Annotated in this window: 12 protein-coding genes; 7 read left to right on the plus strand and 5 right to left on the minus strand. The window is 70.0% G+C overall.

What is annotated here, in order from left to right; genetic code table 11:
- Positions 1 to 2: 2 nt before the first annotated feature.
- Positions 3 to 998 carry a hypothetical protein gene (locus tag DQW85_RS21395; RefSeq protein WP_113702071.1) on the minus strand — a complete coding sequence of 332 codons (996 nt, stop codon included), beginning with the start codon at positions 996 to 998 and terminating at the stop codon, positions 3 to 5.
- A gap of 282 nt (positions 999 to 1,280) precedes the next feature.
- On the opposite strand from DQW85_RS21395, the gene DQW85_RS21400 reads away from it, so the two are divergent.
- The 5 genes from DQW85_RS21400 (at position 1,281) to DQW85_RS21420 (ending at position 7,355) form a co-directional block, all read left to right on the plus strand.
- Positions 1,281 to 1,631: an effector-associated constant component EACC1 gene (locus DQW85_RS21400; RefSeq protein ID WP_113702072.1), complete on the plus strand. Its 351-nt coding sequence runs from the start codon at positions 1,281 to 1,283 to the stop codon at positions 1,629 to 1,631.
- A complete protein-coding gene (locus tag DQW85_RS21405; RefSeq protein WP_113702073.1) occupies positions 1,621 to 3,588 on the plus strand; it encodes a caspase, EACC1-associated type in 1,968 nt (655 codons plus the stop codon). Before DQW85_RS21400 ends, DQW85_RS21405 begins: the two co-directional genes overlap by 11 nt.
- Before the next feature lie 688 nt (positions 3,589 to 4,276).
- Positions 4,277 to 4,639 carry an RlpA-like double-psi beta-barrel domain-containing protein gene (locus DQW85_RS21410; protein ID WP_162795178.1) on the plus strand — a complete coding sequence of 121 codons (363 nt, stop codon included), beginning with the start codon at positions 4,277 to 4,279 and terminating at the stop codon, positions 4,637 to 4,639.
- Positions 4,640 to 4,822: 183 nt separating this feature from the next.
- Positions 4,823 to 5,641 carry a thaumatin family protein gene (locus DQW85_RS21415; protein ID WP_113702075.1) on the plus strand — a complete coding sequence of 273 codons (819 nt, stop codon included), beginning with the start codon at positions 4,823 to 4,825 and terminating at the stop codon, positions 5,639 to 5,641.
- 490 nt (positions 5,642 to 6,131) lie between these two features.
- Positions 6,132 to 7,355, plus strand: coding sequence for a cytochrome P450 (locus DQW85_RS21420; protein WP_113702076.1), 1,224 nt, complete (start codon positions 6,132 to 6,134; stop codon positions 7,353 to 7,355).
- 13 nt (positions 7,356 to 7,368) lie between these two features.
- On the opposite strand, the gene DQW85_RS21425 is transcribed toward DQW85_RS21420, so the two are convergent.
- A complete protein-coding gene (locus tag DQW85_RS21425; protein WP_113702077.1) occupies positions 7,369 to 8,991 on the minus strand; it encodes a glycosyl hydrolase family 28 protein in 1,623 nt (540 codons plus the stop codon).
- A 234-nt stretch (positions 8,992 to 9,225) separates the two neighbouring features.
- On the opposite strand from DQW85_RS21425, the gene DQW85_RS21430 reads away from it, so the two are divergent.
- Complete coding sequence (locus DQW85_RS21430) at positions 9,226 to 9,783, plus strand: RNA polymerase sigma factor (protein ID WP_162795179.1); 558 nt, start codon at positions 9,226 to 9,228, stop codon at positions 9,781 to 9,783.
- Entirely contained in the window at positions 9,783 to 11,027 is a 1,245-nt protein-coding gene (locus tag DQW85_RS21435) for a hypothetical protein (protein WP_113702079.1), read from the plus strand. Before DQW85_RS21430 ends, DQW85_RS21435 begins: the two co-directional genes overlap by 1 nt.
- A 91-nt stretch (positions 11,028 to 11,118) precedes the next feature.
- Here DQW85_RS21435 and DQW85_RS21440 read toward each other — a convergent pair whose 3' ends face one another.
- Genes DQW85_RS21440 through DQW85_RS21450 form a run of 3 tightly spaced genes read right to left on the minus strand, consistent with a single transcriptional unit; the run spans position 11,119 to position 16,602 of the window.
- The gene (locus DQW85_RS21440) at positions 11,119 to 12,180 is read right to left on the minus strand and encodes a DUF3800 domain-containing protein (RefSeq protein WP_113702080.1); all 1,062 of its coding nucleotides are present in this window, start codon (positions 12,178 to 12,180) and stop codon (positions 11,119 to 11,121) included.
- 49 nt (positions 12,181 to 12,229) lie between these two features.
- Entirely contained in the window at positions 12,230 to 14,395 is a 2,166-nt protein-coding gene (locus DQW85_RS21445) for a TRAFAC clade GTPase domain-containing protein (RefSeq protein WP_113702081.1), read from the minus strand.
- Positions 14,362 to 16,602 (minus strand): GAP1-N2 domain-containing protein, encoded by a 2,241-nt coding sequence (locus DQW85_RS21450; protein ID WP_162795180.1) that lies wholly within the window; start codon positions 16,600 to 16,602, stop codon positions 14,362 to 14,364. The genes DQW85_RS21445 and DQW85_RS21450 overlap by 34 nt, the downstream gene beginning before the upstream one ends.
- Positions 16,603 to 16,604: the final 2 nt, after the last annotated feature.

A 16,604-nucleotide genomic window follows, 5' to 3' on the forward strand; every position in this document is an offset into this window, starting at 1 on the left:
CTTCACCGCCCGGAGAGGGGAACCGGCTCGGCGTGCATTAGCGTTCGGGAGACGGCCAGGATCACGGCCGCGCAGGCCGACACCAGCCCGACGAGACCCGCCGCGGCCCCGAGCGTCAGCGCGTCGGGGCGGACGAGGGCCTGCCCGCGCTGAGCCTGCCAGAGCACCAGCGCGGTGAGTCCCCCGTAGCCGAACGCAGCCACGATCACCAGGGCCGTACGGGTGACGGTGCTCGCGAGGATGGGCAGCCGGCCAGAGAGCATCCGCAGGCCGATCGCCACCAGCGGGAGGACCTGCATGGCATGCAGGCCGACGAAGTGCGCCACCCGCAGGTCGCCCGAGCCGCTCTCCCAGCCGGTGACCGGCATGCCGGCGCCGCCGTCGGGCCCGCCCACGCTGTGCGCGCCGATCGTGGCCAGGCTCAGCCCGCCCGCCAGATCCCGCGCCTGGTCCGGGGTCGGCGCGGTCATCAGGTAGCCGACGGACATGCCGGCGAGCGAGATGACCAGCCCGAGCGGGATCGCCCACGCCATGGCTCGGTCCACCCGGCGCTGCGCCACCAGAAAGATCCCCATCGCGAACGTCAGCAGCCACCCCAGGTACGCGGCGCCGCCCATGACCATGAACACCGTCTCGTCCAGCCCGGTGGAGAAGTTGAAGTGGCTGCGGACCCCACGAGCCGCCTGGAAGGCGATGGCCGAGATCTCCGGTACGACGAACCCGCCCACCGTCACGGTGCCCAGCCACCACAGCGTCCGCCGCCACCGGCCGGCTTGACCGATCATCCAGGCCAGCGTGGCCGCGTACAGCCCGAACGACATCGCGAATTTGAACGGCTTGAGCCATACTCCCTGACCGAGCACCATTCGCTCGTCGACCGCCATCCCCATCGCGCTGACGACGGCCAGCACCGCCATGGCCGCCGCGCAGTAACTGAGCGGACCGTGCCACGAGGACGTGGCCTCCCGAAGTCGCCGGGGCTGAAGCAGGGCACTCATGATGAACTCCTTCTCATCGACTGAGTGCAACCTTGCTGATTGGCGAAAGCGCTCACCAGAGACGTGATCACCAGTCCGGTATGACTTCATCACGAACCAGACATTTAGCCCGTGGCGTTTTATCCCATAATGAAATGGCCGAATGGCCGGCCGTGCTCACACACCTGGAAACGTCCATTGACGGCTTGTTGTCAGTTGGTCACGCTTTGATGCAATCTCAAGCGAATGGCTTACTCTCCTGCTTTCCTTGGAGTGATAGTCCCATCGGTGTAGGGGTGGCTGATGCAGGCAGAGATCCAGCTCACAGGTGGCGATGAGATAGCGGAGTTCACCGCGTTGTGGCAATGGTTGGCCGGCGAGCGGGCGCTGACCGGGACGGTGAGCGTCATGCGAAGGCCGGCGGCGGAGGAGGAGCTGGGCGGGGCCCTGGACACGCTCGTCCTGGCGCTCAGCTCAGCAGGCGCGGTCGCGGCCCTGTCGCGGGCGCTGACCGTCTGGCTGGCCACCCGCCGGGCGGACGTCACCCTTACCGTCAAAGCCTCCGGCGAGGTGAAACTGGACGCCCGGCGGGTCAGGGACCAGGACATCGCGCCGCTGCTGCGCCAAGTGCTGCGGGCGTCCGATGAGCGCTGAGGCGCCCCGCCCGCCTGACCATGCTCGCTCCCGGGCGATCTTGATCGGTGTGTCGGCCTATGACGACCAGGCGTTCCGGCCCCTGCCCGCCGCTGCCAACAGCCTTGAAGGACTGCGCCGGGTCCTGACGGACCCCGCCCTGGGCGGCTGGCCGGAGGAGCGGATCACCTTCATCCGCGATCCCGCCGACGCGGCCGGGCTGGTACGGACCTTGCGGCGGCTGGCCCGCGACACGACAGATGTGCTGCTGGTGTACTTCGTGGGGCACGGGATCATCCTGCAGAACGGGCATCTGTGCCTGCCCCTGACCGGCACCGACGAGGGCGACCCCGACGTCACCGGCCTGGAGTACGAACGCCTGCGTCAAGCCCTGCTGGACAGCCCCGCACGGGTCAAAGTGGTGATCCTGGACTGCTGCTACTCCGGCCGTGCCGTCCAGGCCCTGTCCGCCGAGGGCGTCGCCGACAGCGCGGGCATCCGTGGCGCCTACACGCTGACCGCCAGCGACCACACCGCCCATGTTCCTCCGCTGGGCCTGCAGGCCGACGCCTGCACGTCCTTCACCGGCGAACTTCTGGACCTGGTCCGCACCGGCCTGCCTGAGGGGCCAGAGTGGCTCACCTTGGACCTGCTCTACCCGCATCTGCGCCACCGTCTGCACAGCCGGGGCCTGCCTGAGCCGAACCAGCGTGGCACCGACACCGCCGGCCGGCTCGCCTTCACCCGCAACCCGGCCTCCCAGAGCCAGGCGTCGACTTCAACGGCCACCTGGCCCGCCGATCCACCCCCCGGTGAGCCCGGTCGCGCCGCCATTCCGTCACGGGCACCGATCAGATGGATGACCGCGGTGACCGCCACCGCGACCATCGTCGTCATCGCCGCCAGCCTGCTGCTGTGGTGGCTGCTGGATTCACGGGGGCCGCGAACGGCCGGCTCCGTCAACGGCACGCCTGCCGCGACTGGCGCTTCCACCGCGCCGACCCGCGCGATCGGGTGGACCTACACCACCGGCGGTTACATCATCTCCAGCCCCGCGGTGGCCGACGGTACCGTGTACATCGGAAGCAGCGACGACAAGGTGTACGCGCTGGACGCGGCCACTGGCCGGGTGCGCTGGACCTATACCACCGGCGGCGACGTCTACTCCAGCCCGGCGGCGGCCGGCGGGATCGTGTTCGCCGGCAGCGGCGACGGCAAGGTGCATGCGCTGGACGCGGCCACCGGCCGGGCGCGCTGGACCCGTGCGACCAAGGGCGCCGTCGATTCCAATCCGGCGGTGGCCGGCGGGACGGTCTACGTCGGCAGCCGCGACGGCAAGGTGTACGCCCTGGAGGCGGCGACCGGCCGGGTGCGCTGGACGCGCGCCACCGGAGGCGCGGTCCTCTCCAGCCCCGCCGTGGCCGGCGGGGTGGTGTACGTCGGCAGCGACGACGACACGGTGTACGCCCTGGAGGCGGCGACCGGCCGGGTGCGCTGGACGCGCACCACCGGAGGCGCCGTCGACTCCAGTCCGGCGGTGGCCGGGGGGACGGTGTACGTCGGCAGCGGCGACGGCAAGGTGTATGCCCTGGAGGCGGCCGATGGCGGAGTGCGCTGGACCCGTGCGCTCGGTGGCGCGGTCCTCTCCAGCCCTGCGGTGGTCAAGGGCGTGGTGTACGTCGGTGGCGGCGACGGCAAGGTGTACGCGCTGGGCGCGGCCGATGGCCGGGTGCGCTGGAGTCACGCCACCGGCGGCAAGATCGACTCTCGCCCGGCGGTGGCCGACGGCGTGGTGTACGTCGGCGGCCACGATGACAAGGTTCGTGCGCTGGACGCGACCACCGGCCGGGTGCGCTGGAGTCACACCACCCTCGGCGACATCAGTTGGTCGAATCCGGTGGTGGCCGACGGGCTCGTGTACGTCGGCAGCACCGACGGCAAGGTGTACGCCCTGGACGCTACGACGGGCCGCCTCTGACCCCTGCGGCCAGTGAGGGAGCCGTACCAGACGCCGGGCGCCTTTGCGGATGCCATTCCTTGCATAATCTGCGCTAAATGACCGTATCGGTCCGACCGTTTGCCATTGTGACCAACGCCACCGTTTTTGTGGAGCCGTGCCGCGCGTTGAACCGTGACAGCACATGCTCATTCGCGAATCAGCAGGTCACCCGGTAATCGGTGTCGGAGGCGCTCCACTTTGTCTCGCTCATTGACCATGGAAAGTGGGTCTTGTCGACCTTCGTGGGCTGCTGTAGAAATATGCCCGGGAACCGGTCGCTCGAGCACGACAAAAGAAGGGTCGATATCTGGAGCACACGCGCAGGTAGGCGTCGACGGCTATTTCGTGGTCATTGTTCAAGCGTACTCGCGCGGTGGCCCGTGACTGCCCTTTCGCGTACTCGGTCGACCGGCTGTATCCCATGCCCTGAGCGGCTCTGATAGCCGCGGTCCCGTACAGAGGACCAGTGGCCGCGTCCGTCTCCGGAAACACCTCGCACCTCCTGTAAATGGCGGCGTGCTTTGTGCGGTCGCCTGACGTACGAACGTGGCCAAATGTCGCTCTGTGCGGTGCCTTTTCGCCGACACATGTCAAGGAGGATCTCGTGTCATCCATCCGGCGCACAATTCGAAGCAGTGCCCGTAAGCGTTCTCTCCTCGTCGCCGTCTTGTCCGTTCTCGCCCTGTGGAGCGCCGTCTTAACCGCCGGACCGGCCTCCGCGTCGGCGGTGCACTACGGGGACGGCACCTGGTACAACACGGGGGTCGGCGCCTGTGGCTGGAACAACAACGATGGCCAGCTGGTGGTGGCCATCTCCCCCCGCTGGTACGGCAACCAGCCCAACCCCAACAACTCGCCGGCATGCGGCAAGCAGCTGCGCGTGCGGGGTCCCTTGGGGGTGGTCTACGTGACGATCGTGGACAAGTGTCCCTCCTGCAAGACGGACGATCTCGACCTGAGCCCCGCCGCGTTCCGCCAGATCGCGGACCTCAACGCCGGGCGGGTTCGCATCCAGTGGGTGTGGGCCTAGCCACATCCCCATGACCGTGCCTTCCGCCGCTGCGGTTCACCGCCTGGTCCCGTTCCGCTGGATCAGGTGATCAAGCACCGGCCCTTCCCTGCTCGGCTGGGGAAGGGCCGCCGCACAATGAGGACTTTTCTTGCTCAACGAGATCGGTGCGGCGCCTACACCGCCGCCCGTGGGGAGAGTTGCATGACCGGAATCATGCGGATGGTCAGTATCGCTGCCGCCTTCGTGTTCGTGGCGGTGGCACCGGGGCCGGGTCCTGCCGGCCAGCAAACCGCCCTGGCCGCGTCAGCTGCGGAAGGCGTGGCGGAGCCAGCCTCCACCGCGAGAGTCGCCGCTCTGGCCGACCACACCATCACCCTCGTCAACAATTCGGGGCAGACGCTGTGGATCGGCAGTGCGGTCAATGCCGACGGCTCCAGGAATCTCACGAGCCTGCCAACGCTGCGGTCCGGGCAGTCGGCCACTGTCAGGATCCCCGAATCCAGCGCGCCGGGCCACTGGCGCGGGAAGTTCTTCGCCCGCCAGGGCTGCGGCGGGAACTCCGGCAGCACGTTCCGGTGCAAGGTGGGTGACTGCGGTCCGTTCGCCGACCGCTGCACGACCGGTGAGCAGCCCGCCAGCCTGGCCGAGTTCAACTTCGACACCAGGGACCGGCTGGCGCCCTGGTACAACGTCAGCTACGTCAACGCCTTCTCCCTGCCCATCACGATCGAGGCGGTGAACGCCTCGGCGCCCGCCGGGTCCAAGGAGTGCGAAACGGTCGGGTGCACGGAGAACTTGTTGCGCCACTGCCCGCCGGCGAACCTCAGGTACTGGGACAGCGGCACTCCGATGCTCTGCGTCAACCCCAACAGGGACGCGCGAACCCCCTACAGCAACATGATCTCCGCGAGATGCCCGAAGGCCTATGCGTGGTCGAAGCAGGACACGGAACCTGGAAACCAGACCATGCGGCAATGCCGGAACTGCACCGGATTCAGGGTGACCTTCCACCGCGGTTAGTGCCGCCACGTCGGTCACCACTCGCCCGGGTCGCGCGGCGGCGCGACCCGGAAGCGCACATGGCCCCGGGGCTTCCTATTTCAACTTCCAGTCCTCCGGAGAGCCGAGAGACTTACCGAAGACTTTGATGATCGGCCCCTCGGTGGATGGCTGCGTCAGTAGGGTCTCGCCGGTCGTCGCGGCCACGTCGATATCTGCGCGTAGCTCGTAGACGCCCTCGTGTAGTCGGCCCGCCGGTATGGACAGGCTCGCTCTGACTGCCTCCGTATCGCCGGAATCATGCTCCTATGAACGCTGGAGCCGCCTATAACCAGTGCGACCTCGTAGGCGAAGTTGTTGCGCAGCGAGTCCCATTTATGGGCGAAGACGAACTCGACCCACGCGGTCTGCGGCTGCTTTGCCGATGCTTGTCTGGCCCGTAATGTCTTCTTTTTGCCGCGGACCCGGTTCGCTGTGCCGGTGAGGCGTGGTCTGTGAGATCTTGTCCGGTATGGTGCTCGCCCAGGACGACAGCCACGCCACCCCGGATGCCTTCTACCGCGACCCGTACCCCGTCTACGCCGAGGCCCGCGGGGCTCGCGGGTTGACCTTCGTGCCTGAGCTCGGGGCGTGGCTGGTCAGCAGGCGTGACGACGTGCGCGAGGTGTTGAGCAAGCCCGAGCTGTTCTCGTCGGCGGGCGCGCTGCGGCCCGACCACCTGCCGGGGAAGGCCGCGCTCTCGGAGCTGATCAAGGGGTTCGGGGGACGGCAGGCGGTGCTCAGCGCCGATGGCGAGGCGCACCAGCGCCTGCGCCGGCCTCTCATCCGGGGGCTGTCTCCCGCCAGGGTCGCCGCAGCGCTCCCCTTCGTCGGCGAACGGGCGGAGGCGCTCATCGGCTCCTTCGCCGGCGACGGCCAGGTCGAGTGGATGGACGCGTACGCCAGGCCGCTGCCCGCCGATGTGATCGGCCACCTGATGGGCCTGGACCCGGCCGACGCTCAGGGAGCGGTACGTGGTGCGCAGCGAGCGGAGCAGCTGCTGTTCACCGAGCTGACGGAGGCGGAGCAGGTGGAGGCCGCCAAGGAGATCGTGGCGGTGCAGCACCTGCTCGACGGCTACGCTCGCGCCCGCAGGGCGGAGCCGCGTGACGACCTGATCACGGAGATGGTGCGGAACCTGGCGCCAGGATCCGACGATCTCACGCTGGAAGAGCGACGGGAGATCGTCTCCAACCTCCAGAACCTGCTGCTGGCGGGCCATCTGACCGCCACCGCACTGCTAGGCACGGTGGTGCTGCACCTGCTGCGTGACCGCCGCCAGTGGGAGTCGCTGTGCGCGCAGCCGCGGCTCGTCCCCGCGGCCGTCGAGGAGGCGGCCAGGTTCGAGGCTCCCGTCCAGGGCTTCCGGCGTACGGTCACCACCGATGTGACGCTGAGCGGGACCGAGCTGCACGAGAACGACGTGCTCTTCGTCTCCTTCGCCTCGGCCGGCCGGGACGCGGACGCGATCGCGCGCCCGGACGAGTTCGACATCGCGCGGCCCGCCTTCCGCCACGTGTCGTTCGGCCACGGTCCGCACAGCTGCCCAGGGTCGCAGCTCGCCAAGGAGCAGGTGCGGATCACGTTGGAGAAGCTCGTCCGGGAGCTTCCGGGGCTGCGGCTGGCGCGCACCAACGTGACCATGGCGCCCACCCTCATCCACCGCTCCCCGGAGGCGTTGTTCCTCACCTGGTGAGAACCGGCTGAGGTCAGCCTGTCGTGGGCGTGATGGTGATCGGGCCGTGGTGGGAGAGGTTGCTCAGGTTCATCTGCTGGAGGGTGGTCGCCGGGGCGGTGGCGCCGGGCATGACGATGGTGTCGAGGCGTACGCCGGTGATCGGCGCGCCGGGCTGGCCGTTGATGCGGGCGGGCGTGGTGCCGGCGTCGCGGACCCGTACGCGGGCGAGCGTGACGTCCTTGACCGGGCCGACTCCGCCGCTGTCGATCCACAGGGCCAGCCAGGTGCGGTTGCCGTCGTTGCTGAAGCTGAGCCGTTCGATGTCGATGTCCTCGAAGCGGATGCCGGTGGCGTTCGCGGTGCCGTACTTGTGGTGAATGCCGATGCCGACCGCGGCGTCGTAGACGACCACGTGCCGGAACGTGACGTTCTCCTGCGGCTGGAAGACGCCCTGCCCGACCTTGACGCCGTAGCAGAACGTCCAGGAGACCAGGTCGTCGAAGACGACGTCGCGGAGGGGGCGCGAATCGCCGGGCACCTTGCGGAACAGGTCGGTGTTGGAGGTCCACGTCTTGCTGCTGAACGGGTCGTCGAGACCGATGCCGATGGCGTGCTTGACGGTCACGTCCGTCGACTCCATGACGTCGATGCCGTCGTTCTCGCCCATGTCGAACCGGTTGAAGATCTTCATGTTCCTGAAGGTCATGTCTGACGAGCGGGTGGGCATGATGGCCCAGCTGCTGGACTCGCGGAAGGTGATGCCGTCCACCGTGAAGCCGGTCGTGTAGATGGGGGTGAGGAGGTTGACGCCCAGGTTTCCCGGCTGTAGCGCGGCGCGGCCGTTGCCGTCGATGGTGCCCCGGCCGTAGATGGAGATGTTGCGCGAGGAGTAGCGGGTGGAGATGAACCACGTGATGTCGCGCTGCTGCGACACCTTGCGCCAGTGCACGTCGTAGTGGGCGCGCTCGCCGGTGTAGCGGAGCACGGCACCCGGCTCCAGGTAGAGCGCCACGTTGCTGCGCAGGTAGAGGTTGCCCAGGGTGTAGACGCCGGCGGGCACGTACACGGTGCCCTGCTTTCCGTTGGCGCTTCCCCACGCGGCGGCGTCGTTGAGCGCGGTCTGGAAGGCGGCGGTGGAGTAGGCGTCGGTGCCGGGCTTCGCGTTGTACGGCGGGCGTGCGACGTTGGAGACGCCGGTGCCGGTCGACGGTGGCCGGTTGGTTTCGGCCGGGTCGATGGCGAGGACGAGCTGGCGGCGGCCGTCGACCTTGACGATGAGGTATTCGTCGTTGGGGACGGTGAAGGTGAGCGTGGAGCCGCTGACGGATCCGGCGATGTTCAGCTTGGCCGGGCTGATGCGGTACGAGCCGATGTTCGTGTTATTGATCTTGGTGACGGAGATGGTGGCCGTGCCGGAGCCCATGGCGAACTGGGCGATGTCGTAGCCGGGATAGCGGGTGACGGGCACAGTGCGGCCGTTGGCGGTCAGCCGGTAATCCGCCGAGGCGGGGTAGATGGAGGGGACGGGGTAGATCTGCAGCGGCGCCTCCGCCGCGCCGCCGGTGGCGCTCGCCACGCCCGGGGAGGCGGTGAGCGCCGTGGACAGGACGAGGAGCAGGGCAGCGAAGGTGGCGATGGGTGCGAGTAACCGCATAACCGGTGTCCTTCCTGGTGGGCGAGTCGGCCGTGCGGATGACGGCTGTGCTTCCTGCCGTCTGACACAGGAGTTCACATATGTGACACACTCCTCGTAAGTGGATGCCGTTCAGTACGTTATGAACCGGGCCGGCGCGTGTCAATGAAACCCCTTGGCCCCCACCATCCCCTCCAGTCCCACAAATCTGCGTAGTCAGGGGTAATCGGACCCCGTTCAGAGGGACTACTGGGTGTGGACGATCGCCAAGAACGCTTCACCGGCCTCTACGACCGCAACTACCGGCGTGTGCTGGGCTATGCCCTGCTGCGCGCCGAGCCTGGGGTCGCCGAGGATGTGGCCAGCGAGACCTTTCTGATCGCCTGGAAGCGCTTGAACGTGCTGCCGGAGCATCCGCTGCCGTGGCTGCTGGGCGTGGCCCGCAACATGCTGGCCAAGCAGCGCGACTCGCGTTGCCAGCGTCAGGCGCTGGTCGACCGGATCGCGGCACTCACCACGGCTCAGGACCATCTGATCTGGGACATCGCTGAGCACGTCGTCGACCGGGAGACCGCGCTGGCCGTGCTGGCCGCGCTGCCGGAGCAGGACCTGGAGGCGATGGCCCTGGCCACCTGGCACGGGCTGCCGCCTGAGCAGGCCGCCGCCGTCATGGGCTGTTCGACCCGCACGTACAACGTCAGGCTGCACCGGGCCCGCAAGCGCCTGGGCAAGGCGTTGCACGTGGAAATCGAGGAGGGGACCGCACTGGCCCACCTCCGCACCACGCGCCCGCAGTTTTCGGAGGAGACCTGATGTCGAACCAGCGTCGCCTGCCCCGCGACGGAGAAGACATGAACGACCGCATGTTCGCCGACCTCAAGCCCATGAGGCTGGACGAGCTGACGGACGAGGCGTACCGGCGTCGCCGTTCGGACGACCTCGCCCGCGCGTTCCACACCGACCATTCCCTTCGACCCTCAAGGAGACTATCGATGTCTCGCCGTCCCTTTCTGTTCGTGACCGCCGCGATCGGCGCCGGCCTGGCCGCCGCCGCGATCGTCGTGGTCCCCGACATGGTGAGCACGTCCGTGCCCGGACCCGCCGCGTCCTCGCCCAGCTCCGCCCAGTCGCTGTCGACGCGGAACGTGAGCGCCCGGTCCTTCCTCCTCGCGGCGGCGGAGACCGTGGCCCGCGAACCGGCCGGCTCCGGCAGCTACTGGTACACCCGGAAGCGCGCCTCCGAGCCGGTCCAGAATGCCATGACGGAGGACGGGGCCGAGTTCAAGGCTCTGCACGCGAAGTTCAACGCCAAGATGGCGGAGCTCAAGGACAAGCCCGCCGAGCTCAAGGCCGCCCAGAAGGAGTTCATCGACGCGATCACCAAGCTCAAGGAGGAGAAGTTGCCGTACAAGGCGGTCGTCTCCTACACGACCGAGCACTGGCGAGCGGCCGACAACGACGCCAAGGACCGTATGAACGACAACCAGGACGTGAAGATCTCATTCGCGACGCCGCAGGAGGAGGCGAAGTGGAAGGAGGCGGGCTCGCCCATGCTCCACGACGACAAGCCCGAAACGTCTGAGATGAAGACGATGATGCCCGTGTCGCTCGACAACCCCTCCCTCACCCTGCAGACGGTGGCCGACCTGCCGACGGACAAGGAGGGCCTGGAGCGCCGGCTGCGGAGCCTGCACGCCGAGAGCCGCAAGAAGAAGGGCAGCTTCGCCGACGACTACCTGCCGCAGACGGGCCTGGACCTGATGAGCGCGCCTCTCACGCCGGGGACGCGCTCCGCTCTGTTCAAAGTCCTGGCGGAGCAGCCGAACTTCAAGTCGAATGGCCAGGTGACCGACGGGTTGGGGCGTACAGGGGTCGCCCTCACCTACCAGTCCACCGGCCCTGAGGGGAAGGTCGACTTCACCATGACCTTCGACCCGAAGACCGCCGACCTGCTGGAGTACTCGTTCACCAACGTGGGCAAGTCGATCCCGGAGTGGAAGGTGGCGTTCGAGAAGATGGGCTGGGCCGAAAAGGCCGGCGAGCGCCCGCAGGGCTGACCGGCTGAAGCCCTGGCTCGGGACACCCTGAGCGAGGGCGCGACGGCCCTGAGCGGATCGACATCCGCTCAGGGCCACCGCCTTCGGGGGGTCAGGTGGGTGTTCGGGCGGCGGGGGCCAGGAGGGGGCGGCTCCGGGCGTCGCCCCAGACCGAGGAGGCGAGCACGTGGGGTCGCAGCAGTGCGGTGAGCTCCTCGTCGCCCAGTCCGCCCAGCTCTTCCTCGGCGATCTGGCGTGCGGCTCCGGCGAGGAGGTCGGCGAGCTGGACCCGGGGGTCGGAGCGCGAGTCGACGAGCCGCAGCCCGGCCAGCCACCCGGCCGGGGGGTGGCCGGGCGGGGCGGGGCGCGGGGCGGCGAGCAGTCGCCTGAGCCGGGTGACGCGTTCCTCGGTCAGCAGGGTCTGCCGGTCGTGCACGATCGAGACGGGGTTTCCGCCCGCACCCCAGTGAGCCACGGCCTGGACGATGGCCGGGACCAGAGGGTCGAGCGCCGGGATCGCCGGCGGGCCACCGGCGAGCTGCCGGGCCCGCAGCGTCTCGGCGTGCGGCCTGCCCTGCTGCAGCAGCCCGAGGATCTCGTTCAGCCGGCCCGGCGGGCAGACCAGGCGCAGGGCGCCGAGCGCCTGGAAGACCGAGTCGACGCCCGCGTCCGGGCGCCGGCCGTTCCTGGGGCGGGCCAGGCCGTTCCTGGTGCGCATCAGGTCGTTCAAGCCCTCCAGCAGGGCGTTCCAGCGTTCGTGGCCGAACGCGGGCGGGCCCTGGTGATAGAGGGTGGCGGCCATGTCCTCGGGTTCCCGCTCCGGCGCGAGCAGGCCGACGGCCCGGGTCAGGGCGTGGAACGGCTTGTCGATCAGGAGCACGTGGGCGTTTCCGAGGAGCGGCGCCGACGGGCCGAGCATCCACTTGAGGGCTTCGCGGTGCTTCCTGCGGCGGATGACGTCGGATTTGTACTCCAGCGTCGGAGAAGGGGCCCGGCTGCGTACTTCCTCGAAGCAGCTCGCCGCCGACGCGGCGCTCAGGTGGACGCCGGCGTGCGCGAACACGGCAGTGTTGCCGCCGACCAGCTTCTCCCCTTCGGAGCCGGACTCGTCGCAGGCGATCTCGAGAAGGGGTGGGCCGGTCGGCGTGGATCTGGTCTGGCCGGGATCCGTCACTGGGTGGATCTCCCAGGGGTTGGTGCCGATGCTCCGTTCCTGGATGAGCTTACGATGGTTTGCGCAGTGTCGCCCGGACCGACGCGGGACCGTCGGACCGGACGGCGTCGGGGTTGTCGTACCAGAGGAAGGCGAGCTTCTTCTCGGGCGCCCTGGTGAGGGCGATCCAGCCGGTGCGAACGCAGGTGTTGCGCGGGTCCGCGGTGATCTGCTCGCGGAGGATCACCCGGTCCGCGCTGCCGTCGCCGGGTTCGAGGGTGAGCGAGCCGGAGCAGTCGAGCCCCGGATACTTGATGCTGCCGACCTTGGCGCCGGTGTCGCCGGCCTTCAGCACCATCTCGACGCGGTAAGGGCGTGAGCCCGGCTGCTCGGCGGGGCCGCGCCACTTACCGATCATGGCCTTGGGCATCGGGACGAACGCCGGCGCCTGGGCCACGGTGGTCGGGTCACCGGGGTTCGCGGTGGGCCACTTCGGCGACCACACCGCAAGGAGGACCACCGCCAGTGCCACCACCACCGCGGTGGACAGGGCGATGCTGACGGCGGCGATCGAGCGGCGTGAGACCAGGTAGCTCAGCGGCAGGCTTCCGGCGGGACGGGCCTTGGCGTCCCACGGTTCGCGAGCGTCGCCCGTGGTCAGATCGCCGGCCGCCTCCGCCACCTCCGCGTCCAGCCGCAGCCCGGTCAGCCACCCGAACAGCCGGGCGATCTCCCGTGACTTGGGCGGCAGGCCGGAGGCCAGGTAGCGGGCGTCGACGCCCTGGTTCTTCAGCTCCCGTACGAGGTTGCCCAGCCCCATGAGCGCGAACCAGCCGGGCAGGTCGTCCACGCCGCGGCCCGAGGTGGTGGTGGCGAGCAGGTCGGCCTTGGTGAGGACCACCGCCACGCGGCGCTGCTTGCCGCCGTCGGCCCGTGCGGCCAGCTCGTTGCGCAGCCGGGTGAAGGTGTCGGCGGGATCCTCCCTGGACAGGGCGACGCCCTTGGCGGTGAGGGCCTGGCGTTCGGATTCGAGCAGGTTGTTCTGGACCTCCGGGAGCGCGAACGGGTCGATGACGAGCACCAGCGCCTCGCCGTGGGCCAGGTAGCGCATCTCCTCGACCCGGCTCGCGCCCGTGTAGTGCTCCCCCGAGGGGTCGAAGAGGTAGAGGATGCGGTTGGAGCGCCTCCTGCCCGGCAGCTTGACGTCCAGCATCACGGCTCTGGGCAGGTCGGGCGGGGTCTTGGCGACCTTGCCCTTGGACAGCTCGCGGCGGAGCTGGCGGAAGGCGTTCTCGTCGGCCTTGTCCACGAACAGCACGCTGCCTCCGGCCATGCCGGCTGCGCGGTGCAGGGCGTCCACGGCGAGCGCCATGAACGTCGTCTTGCCCGCGTCGGGGCCGCCCGCCAGGGGGAGCGGCTCGATCCGGACGCGGCCGACGCGGGTGGGCAGCGTGCGGTCGCACTGGGGGCAGTGCGCCTGCAGGCGGTAGCGGCCGAGCAGGATCGTCGTGGGCAGCCGGGTGCCGCACGCGCAGACGTGCCAGAACGCGCCGTTGAGGTCGGGGGTCAGGCGCCGGTGCTTGCTCCCGCACGTCGAGCAGGCGTAGACGGGTAGCGTGAACCGCTCGTAGCAGCCCGGGTACGGGCAGGCCTGCAGGATCCGGCGGGCCAGCATGAGGACCTGCTCGACCGCGCGGAGCCCGCCCACGCAGGCCAGCCAGACGATCAGGCCCACCGCCACGGTGACGGTGTAGGCCGCGGCGATCAGTGCCACGAGCAGGGCGACTGGCACGGCCGCCGCGAGGACGCCGCCGCAGACGGCCAGCCAGACGGGGAACAGGAACCAGCCCTGGTCGCCCTTCACCAGGACCCTGCTCGCGCTGTTCAGCGCCCGGCCCGCCTTGGCCGCCATCAGCGGGATCGCGCTGTTGAGGATCTCCCTCAGGTCCTTCCACACCTGGGATGCCAGGTAGTGGCGGTAGGCGGGATCGCGGCCGGCGCCGCCCGCCGGGCGCGCCACCGGGGACCTGCCCTCGGCCGCGTCGGGGAGCATGATCTGGCTCGCGTGCGCGCAGTAGAGGCCGACCGCGACGATGGTGCTCACCGCCGCCGTCACCGGGAAGATCACGACCGCGGCCATCGCGCCCGCGGCCACGGCGGCGATCCACAGGACGACGAAGAACAGCAGCGCCACCACGACCATCATGGCCGGCCGCCCCTGGGCGAGAAGCCCCACTTCTTCGGACGTACGAGACCTTTGAGCCCGGCGTGCAGGTCGGGGTCGTTCTTGAACCGGCTCTCCATGACCGCGAACCCCCGGCCGCCGTTCACGAGGGCCGCGGCCCAGTCCTCCAGCTCCGAGACGACCACCTGGGCCTGCCGCAGCCTGATCGCGATCTCCAGCAGCGCCGCCTGCTCGTCCCGGCCCGCCCGCGCGGCCAGCCAGCAGCTCACCAGCCACTGCCGGCCCTGCGGCGTGAGCCGTTTCACCAGCCGGGTCCGGAACCGGGGATCCTGCTTGGCCAGTTTCGCCGCCGCCCGCCTGCGCACCAGCGCCGCGAGCTCCGCTTCCGCCTCCCAGGTCAGCTCGACCAGCTCGCGCAGCAGGGCCGCGGCGTCCTCCGGGGTGCGCACGTCCTCGATCGCCTCGGTGAGCAGGACGGACTGGGAGTCGCGCCAGGCGCACCCGGGTATCCGCAGGTCCACGACCCGCTGGGCGAGCTTGACGGCCTCCCGGTCCTTCAGCCGCGTCTTGACGTAGATCCGGCCCGGCAGCGTGGACAGGGTGGCCGAGGTCGGCAGGCGGGGGCCGGCGATGTCGACGACCCGCCGGCACTCGCCCGCCGTCACGTCGCGCTCCCAGATGTGCCGCAGCGTGCCCTCACGCTCCTCCCGCGCCATCGGGTCGTCGTACAGCAGGAGGACCGCCGTGACGTCAACGCGGTCCCTGCGCTTCGACCCGGCCAGCCAGTGCGCGACCGCGATGCCCGTACGCGGCGCCGGCCGCAGGTCATGGTCGGCGAGCACGGCGCACACCTCCGGCGTGAGCAGGCGGGCGCGCAGCGCGGGCGGGGCATGCTCCAGTCCGGCCAGCAGGCCGTTGAACACGTGGCCCCACCAGAGCGGCGGCGTGCGGGACAGGCAGCCCGCGAGGTCGGCGAGGTCCTCCCTGACCAGCGCCGCCGCCGCCCGCTCCACCCGGAGGGAGGGAAGCGCCAGCGCGCTCTCGTCCACCACGCGCAGGATGGCGACCAGGTGGGGCAGGTTCGCCGCCCTGTCGAGCTCGGCCAGGGCGGCCCGCGCCAGTTCGTCGCGGAACCGGTCGGGCACCGGCCGCCCAGGGGAGGGCAGGCCGGGGTCGCGCAGCGCGAGCACGGCGCACCGCAGCAGGCAGGGCTCCGCCGCCTCAGGAGGGCCGACGGTGACGACGGCGCGGGCGAGCTCGTGGTTGAGCAGCCCGGCCCGCCCGCCCAGCGCGGGCCACACCCAGTGCGGCAACCACTCCCGCACCAGCAGGGCGACCCTGGCCTGCTCCTCGTCCGACAGGGACACGCCGGAGACGCACAGCGCGATCACGGCCGCCGCCGTCTCCGGGTCCGCGCCGCCGAACGTGCCCAGCTCGTCGATGCCGTCCAGGTTCATCCGCCGCCACAGGTCGGTGACGGTGCCCGCGAACCGCCCCACCGGTGTGGGCCGCGGCGGCTGGTCGAGGCGGACCACGCTCGCGTCCAGATCGGCCGGCAGCCAGACGTCCGGCGTGGTGCCGACGATGATCTGGGCCGTCGCCGCCGGGTCGCCGCTGTAGGTGACGAACGACAGCCGCCTGGCCACCTCCCAGGGCAGCGAGTAGGAGATGGCCGCGATCCAGCGCACGATCTGCTCGCAGTCGGGGTCGACCAGCACCAGCCTGCCGTGCCCCTGCGTCAGGATCCGCCGGGCGAGCTCCAGCAGCGCGCTCAGCCGCTGGTAGGCGGGCTCACCGCCGGAGCGCAGCCACTGCCCGATGGACTCCGGGTCCAGTGCCGCGCCCGGAGCCGGCTCGGCGAGCTCGGGCAGCGTCGAGCCGGGCGCGGCCGGGGCGTCGGCCCACAGCGGCGCCCGCCACAGCTCGATCGGCCGCAGCCCGACGAGGTCGTCCTCGTCCAGCACCAGGGCGTGCCCGAGGAAGTTGCCGAACCTGCCCGAATAGTCCTGCCCCAGGTAGACGCACCTGGTCACCGCGGACCGGTCGCCGACCGGCCCGTACGCCATGGCCACAGGCATGGCGCTGATCTGCTCCGGGGTCGGCGCCGTGGGCAGGCTGGGCGGCGGGCGGTAGGTGAGATAGGAGGTGATCTGGACGCCCAGCTCGGCCGGCACGCCCGGGGACTCGGCCACGTACTGGAAGCCGGCCCGGCCGGTGGGACCGGCCTCCACTGACGTGTAATGGAGCTGCCAAACCACGG

The organism is Nonomuraea lactucae (genome assembly GCF_003313395.1).
In the GTDB taxonomy this organism is placed as follows: Bacteria; Actinomycetota; Actinomycetes; order Streptosporangiales; family Streptosporangiaceae; genus Nonomuraea; species Nonomuraea lactucae.